This is a genomic window from Streptomyces sp. YIM 121038 (assembly GCF_006088715.1).
Classification (GTDB): domain Bacteria; phylum Actinomycetota; class Actinomycetes; order Streptomycetales; family Streptomycetaceae; genus Streptomyces.
The window spans coordinates 2,662,907-2,678,489 of record NZ_CP030771.1 but is presented as its reverse complement, the minus strand read 5'-3'; the positions used below and the strand labels follow the sequence as shown (position 1 = coordinate 2,678,489).

Sequence of the window (15,583 nt, the reverse complement as noted above, 5' to 3'; positions counted from 1 at the left end):
GGCTCTCGGCGGCTGCGGTACCGGGTCGGGCTTCGGGCTTCGGGCTTCGGACTTCGGACTTCGGACTTCGGCGGAGCGGAGTCCTCCGCCGGAGCGAGGCGCGCGGCTCCGGGCGCGGTCACGCCGTGAGGGGGCGGGCGTGGGCGCCCAGCGGAGAGGGCAGATGCGTGGTGCCCATCAGCCAGCGGTCCACGGCCGCCGCCGCGGCCCGGCCCTCCGCGATCGCCCACACCACCAAGGACTGCCCGCGGCCCGCGTCCCCGGCGACGAACACCCCCGGCACGTCCGTCGCGTAGGCGTCGTCACGCGCCACGGCACCGCCCGGCGTCACGGACACGCCCAGCTCCCCGACCGCGCCCCCGGCCACCTCCGGCCCCCGGAACCCCAGCGCGAGCAGGACCAGATCGGCGCGCAGCAGCCGCTCCGCGCCGGGCACCGGCCGCCGGTCCCCGTCCACCCCGGACAGCCCGACGGCCCGCACCCGCCCCGCCGCGTCCCCGGCGAACCGCACCGTGGCCGCCGCGAACAGCCGCGCGTCCGCGTCGGGGCGCTGCCCGAACCCCAGCTCCCCGGCCTCCTCGTGCGCGGGGGACACGCGGTACACGTGCGGGTACGTCGGCCAGGGCTCCGCCACCCCGTCCCGCTCGGCGCCCGGCAGCGGGCGGATGTCGACCTGCGTCACCGACGCCGCGCCCTCCCGCACCGCCGTGCCCAGGCAGTCCGCGCCGGTGTCGCCGCCGCCCACGATCACCACGTGCTTCCCGGCCGCCGACAGGGGCGAGGCGTCGAGGTCCCCCTCGCACACGCGGTTGGCGAGCGGCAGGTACTCCATCGCCTGCCGGACCCCGGCCAGCTCCCGCCCCGGCACCGCGAGCTCCCGCCACGCCGTGGCCCCCACCGCGAGGACCACCGCGTCGTGCCGGGCGCGCAGCGCCGCCGCGCCCACGTCCCGCCCGACGTGCGTCGACGTACGGAACGTGGTGCCCTCGGCGGTCAACTGCGCGAGCCGCCGCTCCAGATGCCGCTTCTCCATCTTGAACGCGGGGATCCCGTACCGGAGCAGCCCGCCCGCGCGGTCCTCGCGCTCGTACACCACGACCGTGTGCCCCGCGCGCGTCAGCTGCTGCGCCGCCGCGAGGCCCGCCGGGCCCGAGCCGACGACGCCGACGCTCCTGCCGGTGAGCCGCTCCGGCGGCCGCGGCGGCGCGAGGCCGTCCGCCCAGACGCGGTCGGCGATCGCGGCCTCGACGTTCTTGATCGTCACCGCGGGCTGGTTGATCGCGAGTACGCAGCCCGCCTCGCACGGGGCGGGACACAGCCGCCCGGTGAACTCGGGGAAGTTGTTCGTCGCGTGCAGCCGCTCCGCCGCCGCGTGCCAGTCGGCGCGCGAGACGAGTTCGTTCCACTCCGGGACGAGGTTCCCCAGCGGGCACGCCTCGTGGCAGAACGGCACCCCGCAGTCCATGCACCGGTCCGCCTGCCGCTCCACCAGCGGAAGCAGCCCGCCCGGCTCGTACACCTCGTCCCAGTCCTTGACCCGGTCACCGACCGCCCGCCGCGGCCACTCCTCGCGCGCCACCCTGAGGAACCCTTTGGGGTCGGCCATGGCCGTCTCCCTACGTCTCCCCGCCCGCGATACGCGTCCTTCGAGCCACGGTACGTCGCGGGGGCGGGGCGGGCATGCCGGGAGCGCGGCGACGGCCGCGCGGCGCTGACCAGGCCGGACAGCAGGGCCGGTGGATGCGGGCCGGTGGGGTCGGCGGCGCGGTCCTGTCAGGTCAGGCCCAGGACGAAGGCCGCCGAGGCAGCGGTGGCCGCCGCGGTCCGCACGTGGTTCCACATCGTCCACTCCGCCACATACGTGCGCCAGTACGCGGCCCCGCGCTCCGAGGTCGCGTCGACCTTCGCCAGCGCGTCGTTGCGCGGCACGTTCGCCGCCACGGTGACGCCGAAGCAGCCCACGAGATACAGCGCGCAGCCGAGCAGCAGCTCCACCCTGCCGTCGTCCGGCCACAGCACGAACGTGACCACGGCAAGCACCGCGCACAGGCCCGTCGCCCCCATGAACACGGCCATGAACGCCGGAGTGACCGCCGTGACGTTGATCGCGTTCATCGCGGCGATGCCCTGGGCCGGGGGCAGCGCCGCGAGCCCCTTCATCACGAACGTGGAGAAGCCGATGAAGACCCCCGCGACCAGGCCGCAGGAGATCGCCCCGAGGACGGTGAGCACGAAGTAGGGTCCCTCGATCATGGCAACTCCCTGAGTGGGTCCGGCCTCTGGACGATCGGCTCGCGGGGTGCTTTCCCACGGGGGACCGGGCCTGGGGACGGTCGGCGCGCCGCGCAAGATCCTGCACGGTGTGGTGTGTCTACGACAAGTCAAATGCCACGACGCGCCCCCGGCCATACGCCGTTCCCGCACCTCCATGCGCCACCGTCTCGACACCGGCGCGCGCCGCCCCTTCCCACCTCGGCGAGGGTGCCTGCGAGGGGGTCTTTGGGAGTGCCTACGAGGGTGCCTGTGGGGGTGACTTGGGCGGCGCCTGTGTGTGGGTGCCCCTCAGCCCGTCCGGTGCCCCCACGCGCGCAGCGCCTCCTCGACCCCGCGCGCGATACGGCGCCTGGCCTCGCCCCGGGGGACGCCCCGCATCAGCAGGGCGTCGTACTCCGTCTCCGTGTGGCGCACCGCCGCGATCACGGCCGCCGTCACCGCGCGCGGGGTGAGGGCCCGCCCCGCCGCGCTGCGGCCCACCCGGCCGCTGCCGCGCACCGAGGCGTGCGCGGCGATCCGCCGGGCCCGCTCCGGCGGGCACCGGGGAAAGAGCCGCAGGATCTCCTCGGCGAACGCCGCCGCGAACCGCTCGTCCCCCGCCGCCCGTCGCACGGCGTCCCGCGCGCGCCGCCGCGCCCTGGCCTCCGCGTCGGCCAGACACCGCCGCTCGGCCAGCGCGAGCGCCGCCTCCTCGACCAGGACGCCCTGGCGCTCGTACCGGCTCTTGCGCCGGTTGAAGCGGACCACCACCGCCCACAGCGCGCTGCCTTCCCGCGACCGCCTGGTGAGCGCGGTGTCCCCGCGCGGGAGATACACGAGGTGCCCGAGGTCGGCGCAGTCCAGACACCGCGGCCTGCCCTCCTCCAGGGCGAGCAGCGCCAACGGCCCGGCCCCGCACTCCGCGCAGCGCTTGTGCTTGAGCGGCTGGAAGACGACAAGGCGGCCATCGGCGGCGGGAGATGGGGAGCGGGGGAGCGCCATACGGGTATCTTCCCGCCCGGCGCCGTGCCGCACGCCGCCCGCGCCCCCGTGCCCACCCGCACCGCCGCGCGCCCGTGGCGTGCGGGCATCATGGCCCCGTGCGACTCGAAGCGATCACCTGGGAACGGCTCACCGACGCCCTCGCCGACCGGCTCCTGGAGCTGGCGCCCGCGGACGGCGGCGACTGGCCGCGCGTCGCCTTCGACGGCGCTCCCGCGGCCCGGCCCGGTGACCTCGCCGAGCGGGTCGCCGACGCGCTGCGCGTGCGCGGGCGGTCCGCGCTCGTCGTCGGCACCCAGGGGTTCCTGCGGTCCGCCTCGCTGCGGTTCGAGTACGGCCACGAGGACGTCGAGGCCTACTACAGCGGCTGGTTCGACACGGGTGCCCTCTGGCGCGAGGTCTTCGGGCCGCTGGACCCCGGCGGCACCGGCCGGATCCTGCCCGACCTGTGGGACCCCGCCGCCGACCGTGCCACGCGCAGCCCGTACGTCCAGCTCCCGCCGGGAGGGCTGCTGTTGCTGCACGGCCCCCTGCTGCTCGGTCATTGGTTCCCCTTCGATCTGACGGTGCACGTACGGCTCTCCCCGGGCGCCCTGCACCGGCGCACGGCCCCCGAGGAACGGTGGACGCTCCCGGCCTTCGAGCGCTACGAGGCCGAGCGCGACCCCACGGCCGCCGCCGACGTGACCGTACGGGCCGACGACCCCCGGCATCCGGCGTGGAACGGCTGACCCGCCGCGGCACCGACCCGCGGTGGTGCCGCCCCCGCCCTGGTGCCGCCCCGCCCCGCTCCGCCCCGGCGCGGCCGTCGGGTGCTGACCGGCTGCGGGTGCAGCCGTCCGGCGCGGCGGTGACAATGAGGTCGTCGGGGCTGAACGAGGCCGTCGGTACCAGCGGTGCCCCCGCGCCGCGCCGCGCCGGTCGTCCGGCATCGGGAGGTACGTCATGACCACCGCCGCAGACATCATGCACCGCGGGGCCCAGTGGATCCCCGCCCACGAGACCCTGGACCGCGCCGCGCAGCTGATGCGCCAGCTGGACGTGGGCGCCCTGCCCATCAGCGACGAGAACGAGCGGCTGTGCGGCATCCTCACCGATCGCGACATCGTCGTCCGCTGCGTGGCGATGGGCCACGACCCGGCCAAGGTCACCGCGGGCGAACTCGCCCAGGGCACTCCGCGCTGGATCGCCTCGGACGCCGGCGTCGACGCCGTCCTGGAGGAGATGCAGGGCCACCAGATCCGCAGGCTCCCGGTGATCGAGGACAAGCGCCTCGTCGGGATGATCAGCGAGGCCGACCTCGCCAAGCACCTGACGGAGGAGCAGCTCGCGGCCTGGTGCGAGAGCGTCTACGCCAAGGGGTGACGTCTCCCTCCCCGCGGGCGGCGCCTCACAGCCAGCCGTTGCGCCGGAAGCCCCGGTACAGCACGACGCACCCCGTGGCGATCACCCCCATGACGAGCGCGTAGCCGAACCGCCAGTGCAGCTCGGGCATGTGGTCGAAGTTCATGCCGTAGATGCCGCAGATCATCGTCGGGACGGCCACTATGGCGGCCCATGCCGTGATCTTCCGGGTGGCGTCGTTCTGCGCGACCGTCACCTGGGCGAGGTGGGCCTGGAGGATGGAGTTGAGGAGTTCGTCGAAGGCGGCTATCTGCTCGGCGACCCGCTTGAGGTGGTCGTCCACGTCGCGGAAGTACGCCTGTATCTCAGGGGCGATGACACGGATCGGCTGGGTGGCGAGCACCTGGAGGGGGCGGCCGAGGGGCACCACCGCCCGCTTCAGCTCCAGCAGTTCCCGCTTGAGCTGATAGATGCGGCCGGGGTCGGCCGTGCGCGCCCCGGTGGCGGAGAAGACCTCCGACTCGACCGCGTCGATGTCCTCCTGCACCGCCTCCGTCACGTCGAGGTAGTCGTCGACGACCTGGTCCGCGATCGCGTGCAGCACCGCGGCCGGGCCCTGCGCGAGCTGCTCGGGCGTGGCCTCCAGCTGTTCGCGCAGCGGGCCGAGGGAGCCGTGCCTGCCGTGCCGCACGGTGATCACGAACTCGCGGCCGACGAAGACCATGATCTCGCCGGTGTCCACCACCTCGCTGGTCGCGGTCAGTTCGGCGTGCTCGACGTAGCAGACGGTCTTGAACACGGCGAACAGCGTCTGGTCATAGCGCTCGACCTTCGGCCGCTGATGGGCGTGGACCGCGTCCTCGACCGCCAGCGGATGCAGGCCGAACAGCTCGGCGATGCCGGCGAACTCCCGCTCCGTGGGCTCGTGCAGACCGAGCCAGACGAAGCCGTCGTCGTCCTTGCGGACCTGGGCCACGGCCTCGACGAGGTCACCGTCGCGCGCCGCGGTCTGCCGCACCCCCTTTCTGTACGTCACGCACTTCACGACCGAGGAGCCCAGGGGGGAGCGCGCGGGGTGACTCAGATCGACGCGCGGGCCGCGCCGGGTCAGGCGGGCCACCTTCTGCAGGCCGCGGACGCTCCTCAGGTTCCCGACCTTGCGGAGGCTGCTCACCTTCCGCAAGTTGCTCCCCATCGACATGTGCGGCTCCTCGCGCTGGACTTGAGGGACAAGTCTGCCAGTCCGGCCCGCACCGCGTTCGGGCCTGGGGGATCGGAGGATTCCGGTCCGGGTCGTCGCCGTTACGCCTGCCCACCGCCGTGCCGCGAAACCTTCGGCGCGGGCCGCGCCCCGGGCGGGGAGGTGGGCCTGGCCCCGGGCGGGGGAGCGGGTCTGGCCCCGGGAGGGGATGCCGGCCGCGCCCCGGGCGGGAGTGCGGGCCGCGCCCCCACCCGCGACACCGCCCGCGCCCCGGCCCCGCAGCCCTCGGCCACCGCGTCGCACAGCTTCGCGCCCGCGAGCCGCGAGGCGATGAACGCGCCGGTGAACGCGTCGCCCGCGCCCGTGGAGTCCCGGGCCTCCACCCGTTCCGCGGGCACGCGCACCCGCACCTCGCCGTCCCGCGCGGCCAGCGCGCCCGCACGGCCCGACTTGACCACCACCGTGGGGAAGCGGCGGCTCAGGGCCCGCGCCGCGTCCGCCCCCCGCGGCAGGCCCGTGAGCAGCTCCGCCTCGTCCCTGCTCGGCAGCAGCACGTCCACGCTGCCGCACCACGCCAGGAAGCGGTCCGGGCCGTGCCGCGCCAGGAAGCCCGCCGACGCGGGGTCCACGCTCACCGTCACCCCGCGTGCCCGCGCCGCGCCGAGCGCCGCCCGCGCGGCCGCCCGGCTGGCGTCGGCGAAGAACAGGTAGCCGGACAGATGCAGCCAGCCCACGCCGTCGAGCAGCTCCGGCGCCCAGTCGGCGGGGGCCAGGCGAAGTGACGCCCCGCTGTCCGTGAGGAAGGTCCGCTCCGCGGTGCCGCCGCCCGCGTCGACCAGGCTGATCACGGTGCCCGTGGGGGCGTCGGGGTCGACGACGAGATGGGGGAGGACGGCCGCCCTGGTCAGGTTCTCCTCGTGCCAGGCCGCCGCGTCGGCGCCCACGCGCCCCAGGAAGCGCACGTCCCGGTGCCCCCAACAGGCGGCCCAGCACGCGACGTTGGCGCCCGCGCCACCCGGCACCGTACGGATCGCGGCCTCCGTGTCGGTGCCGGGCGTCAAGGCAGTGCGATGCCGGGCGACGATGTCCGTGACGACGTCCCCGACGACCAGCAGGCCCTGGGGGTGGCCCCCGCCCGTCATCCCTCGGCCCACGCGGCCGCGATCCGCGCCGCCAGCCGTACGTTGCCCCGTACGGCCGCCAAGTTCGCCTCCAGGGAGGCCCCTTCGGTGTGCCGTACCAGGTGGTCGAGGAGGAACGGCGTCACGGCCTGACCCGTCACGCCCCGCGCGTCGCACTCCCGTAGCGCCTGATCGAGTACGCGCGCGTGGAGCGCGGGATCGAGCTGCTCCTCCTGGGGCACGGGGTTCGCCACGACGAGCGCCGACTCCGGCCCGGCCAGCGCGTCCTGCGCCCGCATCACCCCCGCCACCTCGTCCGGCGTACGCAGCGTCCAGTCCACGGGGTGCCCGGAGTCGGCGAGGTAGAAGCCGGGGAAGCGCCCCGTCCGGTACCCGGCGACCGCGACGCCCAGCGTCTCCAGGCGCTGCAGCGTGGCCGCCACGTCCAGGATCGACTTCACCCCCGCGCACACCACCGTGATCCGGGTGCGCGCGAGCAGCCCGAGGTCGGCGGACTCGTCCTGGGTCGCCGTCCACTCCCGGTGCACCCCGCCGAGCCCGCCCGTGGCGAACACCCGCAGGCCCGCGCGGGCGGCGAGCAGCGCGGTCGCCGACACCGTCGTGGCCCCGCAGGCGCCCGTGGCGACGGCCAGGGGCAGATCGCGGTGGCCCAGCTTCCGGATGTCGTCCTGCCCGGCGACCCGTTCCAGCTGCTCCTTGTCGAGACCGACACGGGGGCGGCCGTCCAGGACGGCGATCGTCGCGGGGACGGCGCCCTCCTCGCGCACGGCCGCTTCCAGTTCGAGCGCCACGCGCAGGTTGCGCGGGCGCGGCAGGCCGTGCGCGATGATCGTGGACTCCAGGGCCACGACCGGCCGCCGTCCTGCGAGAGCCGTCTGTACCTCGTCGGACACCACCAACACGGGTCTGCCTCCTGCCAGTCGGGTCGCCTTCGCTCCCGGGGTCACCCCCTGGGTTCATCCCTGGCGGGCGGTGTGCCGCGGCAAACCCATTAGGGTGACCGGCCATGACCACGAATGATCAGAGCGTTGCCTCATTTGCCGTGCACATCCCGGACGTCGACCTGGAGGAGGAGCCGCTGGACCCGGAGCAGATCGTCTCCGGCACCCCGGTGGTCACCGGCAAGGTCCTGTGGGAGTCCGCCGACGGCAAGCAGCTGCGCGGCATCTGGCAGATCACGCCGGGCGTGGTGACCGACACCGAGGCCGACGAACTGTTCGTGGTGGTCAGCGGGCGCGCCACCATCGAGGTGGAGGGCGGCGACGTCATCGAGGTCGGCCCCGGCGACGCGGCCTTCCTGCGCGAGGGCGACCGCACGACGTGGACCGTCCACGAGACGCTGCGCAAGGCGTACCACATCACGCTGGGCGACTAGGGCCCGTCCGCTAGCCGGCCACCGGCTCCAGTGCCTGATCGCGCCGGGCTGCCGGGCCCGTCCGGCGGCGGCGCGTCCGCCGCGCGGAGACCGGGGCGCCGCACGCTGTCGGCGGCCCCGGCTTCACGCCGTGGGCTCGGCCGCCCGTGCCCCGCGGCCGAACAGGGCGAGGGCCGCCAGCGGCAGGAGCAGGAGCGCCGCCGCGAGGTTCAGCCAGCCGTAGCTCGCCCGCGCGACCACGAGTCCCGCGACCGCGCCGCCGACGCCCGCCGCCGCGTTCATCGTCAGGTCCGACAGGCCCTGCGCGGCGGCGCGCGCGGCGGGTGGCACGGAGTCGGTGAGCAGCGCGGAGCCGGACACCAGGCCCGCCGACCAGCCGAGGCCGAGCAGGAACAGGCCCGCCGCGGTCTGCGCGTGGTTGCCGCCCGCGGTGCCCGCGAGCAGCGCGGAGACGGCGAGCAGCCCCACGCACAGGCCGATGACGCTGAGCCGCCCGAGCCGGTCCGCGAGCCGCCCCATCACCGGTGAGAACGCGTACATGCCCGCGATGTGCCCGCTGATCACCAGGCCGATCAGATCGATGCTCGCCCCGTGGTGGCCGAGGTCGACCGGTGTCATCGACATGATCGAGACCATCGCGGTGTGCGCGATGACGAGCGTCGCCAGGGCGAGCCGGGCCCGCCCCGAGGCGGCGACGGCGGCGACGCCGGCCCGCAGCCCCCCGCTCGCCTTCGTGGTGTCCGTGTCGGGATCCAGGGCGCGCGCGGTCAGGAGCGGGTCCGGGCGCAGCAGCACGGCCACGACGACCGCCGAGATCAGGAACACCCCGGCCGCCCACACGAACGCCCCCGAGGCCTTGGGGATGCCGAGCGCGGACACGCTGTGCCCCGCTGGCGCGGCGAGGTTGGGGCCGATCACCGCGCCGATCGTCGTGGCCCACACGACGTTCGAGATGGCTCGGGCCCTGGTGCTCGGCTCGGCCAGGTCGGCGGCCGCGAACCGCGCCTGGAGGTTCGCCGCGGAGGCCGCGCCGAAGGCGGCCATGCCCACGAGGAGCAGCGGAAAGCTCTCGACGGCCGCGGCCACGACGACGACCGCGGCACCCAACGCGCCGATCAGGTACGCCAGTACGAGACCGGCACGGCGGCCCCGTGCCGTCATCAGCGAGGCCAGCGGCACCGAGAGGAGGGCGGTCCCCGCGACGGTCGCGGTGGGCGCGAGGCCGGACAGCGACTCGGTGCCGCTGACCTCCTTGGCGAGCACGGCGGCGAGCGCGACGCCGGTGGCGATGCCGAGCCCGCCGAGGATCTGGCTGGTGACCAGGACCGCGGCGACACGGCGGCGCAGGGCGGGCAGGTCCGCCACGTCGACGGGGCCGACGGCCGCCCGCTCGGTCGCGGTCATCGCTCGCCCGCCGGGGCCGTGGCCGACGGGGTGCCGGTACGCGGCTGCTGTGCCGGGCGCGGCACACATCTCCGGAGGGACGGGGGACACGGGGATATGGAGGATGTGGTCACGCGCGCAGTGTGTCAGCAGGCACGGACCCGCCGACACGGCTCGTCCCGTCGGCTCGGTCGCCTGCCCGGCCTCAGCACAGCGGCTCGGTCGCCCGCCCGGCCTCAGAACAGTGGCTCGGGCAGGACGCCCTCCAGGGCCAGCAGCCGTCGCTTGGTCTCCAGGCCGCCGCCGAAGCCTCCGATGCCGCCGTCGCTCTCGACCACGCGGTGGCAGGGCACCACGACCGGCAGCGGGTTGGAGCCCATCGCCATGCCCACGGCCTGGGCCGCTCCGGGCTGGCCGACGCGGCGGGCGAGGTCTCCGTAGCCCACGACCGCCCCGTACGGGACGCCCGCCGCCAGCTCGCGCAGCACCTGCCGGTTGAAGCCGGAGATCAGCGACCAGTCCAGTAGCAGCTCGAAGTCGCGCCGCCGACCGGCGAAATAGGCGTCCAGCTGGCGTATGGGCTCTGCGAGCAGCGGGGAGGAGGGCGCCTCGACCGGCTCGGCGCCGAGCCGGGAGCCGAGCCGGTCGAGGGCCTTGTCCCGCACGTCGTCGTCGGCGTGGAAGACGACGTTGACCAGGCCGGTCCCCGTCGCGGCGAGCAGCAGCGGGCCGATGTCGCTGGCGACGACGGCCCAGACCGGGCCCGGCCGTCCGTCCTGCCGCTGCTCCTGCTGGGTGTGCCCCGTGGCGTTCATGGACACCACCGTACGGCCGGGCACTGACAACGCCGCCCGGCCGGTGCCGCTCCGGGCGGCACCGGCCGGGCGTGCCGGTCAGTCGCGGAGCGCCGCGCGCACCACGTCGGGCTTGTTGGTGATGATGCCGTTCACCCCGAAGTCCGCGACCCGGCGCGCGGCCGCGGCCTCGTCGACGGTCCACGTGAAGATCTCCAGCGGCTTGCCGTGCGGGCCCTTGAGGTCCTGGATCTCGCCCACGTAGTCGTCGGAGATGGACGTGTGCGTGGAGTTGATCTGGTCGGCGAACCGCGCGTACGTCGGCAGCTCGGCGACGGCGGGCGTCCCCAGGAAGCCGGTCTTGACGTCCGGGCGCTGCGCGTGCACCTGCCGGACGCTGTCCGCGCTGAAGCTCTGGACGACCAGCTCGTGCTTCACGTGGTGGCGGTCGAGCCAACCCGTCTCGCGCAGCACCCGCAGGGTCTCGCGCTCGATGCCGGGGTACAGCTCCGGCTTCTTGATCTCCAGGACGAGCCGCTGGCCGTTCTCCGTGAGGCGGTTCATGTACTGCGTGAGGGTCGGCACGCGCGCGCCCTTGTACTTGGCGCTGAACCAGCTGCCCGCGTCGAGCTTCGCGATCTCCTTGGCGGTGAAGTCCTTGACCTTCCAGGGGGCGCGGTCGGGGAAGACCTCCTCGACGTTCGTCGTCCGCTTCAGGTTGTCGTCGTGCACGATGACGAGCACGCCGTCCTTGGTGCGCTGCACGTCGTTCTCGACCCAGCGGAAGCCGAGCTCGTCGGCCTTGTCGATGGCGGCGAGGGTGTTCTCGGGGGCGTAGGCGGAGGCCCCGCGGTGGGCGACGACCAGCGGCTCGTCGTGCGCGGCGGCCGCCCGGACGCGGGTCTCCCGGGCGGGTGTCTCGGCGACGGCGGTGGAGGGGAGCACCAGGGCGCCCGCCCCCAGGAGGGCGGCGGTCGTGGCGGCGGCTGCGCGTGCGGGCACGGCTTCTCCTCGCGTAGAACTCGGGGGACCCCGAGAGCGTGACAGTGCACGGCCAACTACGGACAGGTGCAGGATGGCCACAGGCTGAACACCAGCCCCCCATGTGGGGACCCCGCGCGCGGAAGCCGTGTTTCTTTGCCGGAAAATCGTTCGTACGTTCCTGGAAGGGCCCTACCCTCGCCTCAGCCGACGCTCCGTCACCCGGCGGTCGACCGGGGGCGGACGGGGTGTTCCGGGACATTGGCGTACGACAGGCGGAAGGGCTAGCGCTCATGGAGGGCACCGTCGACGGCTTCAGCTACGGGCTCGTCACACCCGTGGTCGCGTACCTCATGGCCTGTCTCGGCGGGGCGCTCGGCCTGCGCTGCACCACGAGGACGCTGCTCGTCGCCCACTCCTGGCGGCCGGGCTGGCTCGCCCTGGGCTCCGCCGCGATCGGCTCCGGCATCTGGACCATGCACTTCATCGCCATGATGGGGTTCACCGTCAAGGAGACCCCCATCACCTACGACCGGCTGACGACGTTCGCCAGCCTCGCCGTCGCCATCGTCATGGTCGGCGTCGGGATCTTCATCGTCGGCTACCGGGGTGCCAAAGGGACAGCCCTGTTCACCGGGGGCACCATCACGGGCTTGGGCATCGCGTCGATGCACTACCTGGGAATGGCCGGGATGCGCCTTGGCGGCAGGCTCCAGTACAACACCTTCACCGTCGCCGCCTCCGTGGTGATCGCCGTGGTCGCGGCCATCGCCGCGCTGTGGGCCGCCGGACAGGTCAGGGGCTTCCTGTGGAGCCTCGGCGCCAGCCTGGTCATGGGCCTCGCCGTCAGCGGCATGCACTACACCGGCATGGCCGCCGTCAGCGTCCACCTGCACAGCACCCCGAGCCCGTCGCCCGGGGGCTCGTCGGCCGAGCTGCTCGCGCCCCTCATGATCGGCCCGCTGGCCTTCCTGCTGCTCGCGGGCGTGGTCATGATGGTCGACCCGCTGATGATGCTGGGCAAGGCCGACCTGAAGGCCGCCGCACGGCCGCGCACCCCCTCCTACCCCGTGCCGCGCTCGGGCGAGAGGCAGTACGGGCACGTCGGCCGCAGGTCACCGGCGCGGCCGGGCCGCAGGAGCCGCCGCAGGCCGGGCGCGCGCGCCCCGCAGAAGTGGTGAGCGCGCCGACGGGAACCGGCATTGTCAGTGCGGAGTCGTACGGTGGATCCCATGCGGCCCGTATCGAAGATCGAACGCACGGTGGCGCCTTTCGAGGTCGTCAGCCCGTTCCAGCCCAGTGGCGACCAGCCGGCCGCCATTGCCGAGCTGGAGAAGCGCATCCGCGCAGGTGAGAAGGATGTCGTCCTGCTCGGCGCGACCGGCACCGGCAAGTCGGCCACCACCGCGTGGATGATCGAGAAGCTCCAGCGCCCGACACTCGTCATGGCGCCGAACAAAACCCTGGCCGCCCAGCTGGCGAACGAGTTCCGAGAGCTCCTGCCGAACAACGCGGTGGAGTACTTCGTCTCCTACTACGACTACTACCAGCCCGAGGCGTACGTCCCGCAGTCGGACACGTACATCGAGAAGGACTCCTCGATCAACGAGGAGGTGGAGCGCCTGCGCCACTCCGCGACGAACTCGCTGCTCACCCGCCGCGACGTCGTCGTGGTCGCCTCCGTCTCCTGCATCTACGGCCTCGGCACCCCGCAGGAGTACGTGGACCGCATGGTGCCGCTCAAGGTCGGCGAGGAGATCGACCGCGACCAGCTCCTGCGCCGCTTCGTCGACATCCAGTACACGCGCAACGACCTCGCCTTCACCCGGGGCACGTTCCGCGTCCGCGGCGACACCATCGAGATCTTCCCGGTCTACGAGGAACTGGCCGTGCGCATCGAGATGTTCGGCGACGAGATCGAGGCGCTGTCCACGCTCCACCCGCTCACCGGCGAGGTCATCAGCGACGACGACCACCTCTACGTCTTCCCGGCCTCGCACTACGTGGCGGGCCCCGAGCGCATGGCGAAGGCGGTCGACGGCATCGAGAAGGAGCTCGCCGACCGCCTCGCGGAGCTGGAGAAGCAGGGCAAGATGCTGGAGGCCCAGCGCCTGCGCATGCGCACGACGTACGACCTGGAGATGCTCCGCCAGATCGGCTCCTGCTCCGGCGTCGAGAACTACTCGATGCACTTCGACGGCCGCGACCCCGGCACCCCGCCGCACACCCTGCTCGACTACTTCCCGGACGACTTCCTGCTCGTCCTCGACGAGTCGCACGTCACCGTCCCCCAGATCGGCGCCATGTACGAGGGCGACGCCTCCCGCAAGCGCACCCTCGTCGACCACGGCTTCCGGCTCCCCTCCGCACTGGACAACCGCCCCCTGAAGTGGGAGGAGTTCCAGAAGCGCATCGGGCAGACCGTCTATCTGTCGGCGACCCCGGGCGCGTACGAGCTGTCCCGCTCGGACGGACACGTGGAGCAGATCATCCGCCCCACCGGACTCGTCGACCCGGAGGTCGTCGTCAAGTCCACCGAGGGGCAGATCGACGACCTGGTGCACGAGATCCGCAAGCGCACCGAGAAGGACGAGCGCGTCCTCGTCACCACCCTCACCAAGAAGATGGCCGAGGACCTCACGGACTACTTCCTGGAACTGGGCATCCAGGTCCGCTATCTGCACAGCGACGTCGACACCCTGCGCCGCGTCGAGCTCCTGCGCGAGCTGCGGGCCGGCGAGTACGACGTCCTGGTCGGCATCAACCTCCTGCGCGAGGGCCTCGACCTGCCCGAGGTCTCCCTGGTGGCGATCCTCGACGCCGACAAGGAGGGCTTCCTGCGCTCCGGCACCTCGCTGATCCAGACCATCGGCCGCGCCGCGCGCAACGTCTCCGGTCAGGTCCATATGTACGCCGACAAGATCACCCCGGCGATGGCGAAGGCCATCGACGAGACCAACCGCCGCCGGGAGAAGCAGATCGCGTACAACAAGGAGCGGGGCATCGACCCGCAGCCCCTCCGCAAGAAGATCAACGACATCGTGTCGGCGATCGCGCGCGAGGAGGTCGACACCGAGCAGCTCCTCGGCACGGACTACCGCAAGGCGAAGGACGGCAAGGGCGCCAAGGCCCCGGTGCCCTCGCTCGGCAAGGCGGCCGCCGGGGCGCCCGCCAAGGCGGGGAAGAAGTCCGCCAAGGACAAGCAGGTGCCCACGGACAAGCCCGCCACCGAGCTGGCCGCGCAGATCGAGGAGATGACCGAGCGGATGCGCGCCGCCGCCGCGGACCTCCAGTTCGAGATCGCCGCACGGCTGCGCGACGAGGTGTCGGAGATGAAGAAGGAACTGCGGCAGATGAAGGAGGCGGGCCTGGCGTAGCGGAGAACGGTCCGGACGTCGCGGTGTGTTGCAACACCGACACAATGTGCGGACCGAGCTGCGGCGCGCCGGACACCGCTGCATAGGGTGATGGGGCGGCTGCCAGAAGGCGGCGGCCGCCCTGGGGAGTTCGAGAAGGGGACAGCGCGTGACGGTCAACATGACCAAGGGCCAGGCCATCAGCCTGCAGAAGAACGACGGGGGCGCCCTGACCGCGGTGCGCATGGGCCTCGGCTGGAAGGCCGCCCCGCGGCGCGGCCTGTTCGGCACCCGCACGCGCGAGATCGACCTGGACGCGTCCGCCGTCCTGTTCGCCGACAAGCAGCCCGTGGACGTGGTGTTCTTCCGTCACCTCGTCAGCGACGACGGCTCCGTGCGGCACACCGGGGACAATCTGGTCGGCGGCGTCGGCCAGGGCGGCGACGACGAGGCCATCCTCGTCGACCTCCAGCGCGTCCCGGTCCACATCGACCAGATCATCTTCACGGTGAACTCCTTCACGGGCCAGACGTTCCAGGAGGTGCAGAACGCCTTCTGCCGCCTGGTCGACGAGACCAACGGCCAGGAGCTCGCCCGCTACACCCTGGACGGCGGCGGCCAGTACACCGCCCAGATCATGGCCAAGGTCCACCGCGCGGGCGCCGGCTGGCAGATGACGGCCCTCGGCAGCCCGGCCAACGGCCGCACCTTCCAGGACCTGATGCCGGCGATCCTGCCGCACCTGTAGGCCC

The 15,583-nt window shown here is 73.5% G+C and carries 15 protein-coding genes; 6 read left to right on the top strand and 9 right to left on the bottom strand.

Features of this window, described 5'->3' with window-relative positions:
- Positions 1 to 118: 118 nt before the first annotated feature.
- The 3 genes from C9F11_RS11120 to C9F11_RS11110 all read right to left on the bottom strand — a co-directional run bounded on the left by C9F11_RS11120 (position 119) and on the right by C9F11_RS11110 (position 3,255).
- On the bottom strand, positions 119 to 1,606 hold the full coding sequence (locus C9F11_RS11120) for a glutamate synthase subunit beta (protein WP_138959114.1): 1,488 nt from the start codon (positions 1,604 to 1,606) through the stop codon (positions 119 to 121).
- Between the two features lie 167 nt (positions 1,607 to 1,773).
- Positions 1,774 to 2,253: an anthrone oxygenase family protein gene (locus C9F11_RS11115; RefSeq protein ID WP_138959113.1), complete on the bottom strand. Its 480-nt coding sequence runs from the start codon at positions 2,251 to 2,253 to the stop codon at positions 1,774 to 1,776.
- Positions 2,254 to 2,562: 309 nt separating this feature from the next.
- Positions 2,563 to 3,255 (bottom strand): DUF2293 domain-containing protein, encoded by a 693-nt coding sequence (locus C9F11_RS11110; RefSeq protein WP_138959112.1) that lies wholly within the window; start codon positions 3,253 to 3,255, stop codon positions 2,563 to 2,565.
- Between the two features lie 98 nt (positions 3,256 to 3,353).
- Here C9F11_RS11110 and C9F11_RS11105 point away from each other — a divergent pair, with 98 nt between their 5' ends.
- The gene (locus C9F11_RS11105; protein WP_171075699.1) at positions 3,354 to 3,986 is read left to right on the top strand and encodes a uridine kinase; all 633 of its coding nucleotides are present in this window, start codon (positions 3,354 to 3,356) and stop codon (positions 3,984 to 3,986) included.
- A 214-nt stretch (positions 3,987 to 4,200) separates the two neighbouring features.
- Positions 4,201 to 4,620 carry a CBS domain-containing protein gene (locus tag C9F11_RS11100; protein ID WP_138959110.1) on the top strand — a complete coding sequence of 140 codons (420 nt, stop codon included), beginning with the start codon at positions 4,201 to 4,203 and terminating at the stop codon, positions 4,618 to 4,620.
- A 25-nt stretch (positions 4,621 to 4,645) separates the two neighbouring features.
- Here the strand turns inward: C9F11_RS11100 and corA are convergent, their stop codons facing one another.
- From corA to C9F11_RS11085, 3 genes are all read right to left on the bottom strand, one after another.
- On the bottom strand, positions 4,646 to 5,800 hold the full coding sequence (gene corA, locus C9F11_RS11095; RefSeq protein ID WP_138959109.1) for a magnesium/cobalt transporter CorA: 1,155 nt from the start codon (positions 5,798 to 5,800) through the stop codon (positions 4,646 to 4,648).
- A 101-nt stretch (positions 5,801 to 5,901) separates the two neighbouring features.
- Positions 5,902 to 6,942, bottom strand: coding sequence for a sugar kinase (locus C9F11_RS11090; protein WP_138959108.1), 1,041 nt, complete (start codon positions 6,940 to 6,942; stop codon positions 5,902 to 5,904).
- Entirely contained in the window at positions 6,939 to 7,844 is a 906-nt protein-coding gene (locus C9F11_RS11085) for a pseudouridine-5'-phosphate glycosidase (RefSeq protein WP_138959107.1), read from the bottom strand. The genes C9F11_RS11090 and C9F11_RS11085 overlap by 4 nt, the downstream gene beginning before the upstream one ends.
- Positions 7,845 to 7,948: 104 nt before the next feature.
- On the opposite strand from C9F11_RS11085, the gene C9F11_RS11080 reads away from it, so the two are divergent.
- Entirely contained in the window at positions 7,949 to 8,317 is a 369-nt protein-coding gene (locus C9F11_RS11080) for a cupin domain-containing protein (RefSeq protein WP_138959106.1), read from the top strand.
- A 123-nt stretch (positions 8,318 to 8,440) separates the two neighbouring features.
- On the opposite strand, the gene C9F11_RS11075 is transcribed toward C9F11_RS11080, so the two are convergent.
- From C9F11_RS11075 to C9F11_RS11065, 3 genes are all read right to left on the bottom strand, one after another.
- Positions 8,441 to 9,721 carry an MFS transporter gene (locus tag C9F11_RS11075; protein ID WP_138966344.1) on the bottom strand — a complete coding sequence of 427 codons (1,281 nt, stop codon included), beginning with the start codon at positions 9,719 to 9,721 and terminating at the stop codon, positions 8,441 to 8,443.
- 215 nt (positions 9,722 to 9,936) lie between these two features.
- Positions 9,937 to 10,515, bottom strand: a complete 579-nt coding sequence (locus tag C9F11_RS11070) for a methylated-DNA--[protein]-cysteine S-methyltransferase (RefSeq protein ID WP_138959105.1) — start codon at positions 10,513 to 10,515, stop codon at positions 9,937 to 9,939.
- Positions 10,516 to 10,593: 78 nt separating this feature from the next.
- On the bottom strand, positions 10,594 to 11,496 hold the full coding sequence (locus C9F11_RS11065) for a glycerophosphodiester phosphodiesterase family protein (protein WP_138959104.1): 903 nt from the start codon (positions 11,494 to 11,496) through the stop codon (positions 10,594 to 10,596).
- A gap of 272 nt (positions 11,497 to 11,768) precedes the next feature.
- On the opposite strand from C9F11_RS11065, the gene C9F11_RS11060 reads away from it, so the two are divergent.
- The 3 genes from C9F11_RS11060 to C9F11_RS11050 all read left to right on the top strand — a co-directional run bounded on the left by C9F11_RS11060 (position 11,769) and on the right by C9F11_RS11050 (position 15,579).
- Positions 11,769 to 12,656, top strand: a complete 888-nt coding sequence (locus C9F11_RS11060; RefSeq protein WP_138959103.1) for an MHYT domain-containing protein — start codon at positions 11,769 to 11,771, stop codon at positions 12,654 to 12,656.
- A gap of 51 nt (positions 12,657 to 12,707) precedes the next feature.
- Positions 12,708 to 14,852 (top strand): excinuclease ABC subunit UvrB, encoded by a 2,145-nt coding sequence (gene uvrB, locus C9F11_RS11055; RefSeq protein WP_138959102.1) that lies wholly within the window; start codon positions 12,708 to 12,710, stop codon positions 14,850 to 14,852.
- 148 nt (positions 14,853 to 15,000) lie between these two features.
- Positions 15,001 to 15,579 carry a TerD family protein gene (locus C9F11_RS11050; RefSeq protein ID WP_138959101.1) on the top strand — a complete coding sequence of 193 codons (579 nt, stop codon included), beginning with the start codon at positions 15,001 to 15,003 and terminating at the stop codon, positions 15,577 to 15,579.
- Positions 15,580 to 15,583 lie beyond the last annotated feature (4 nt).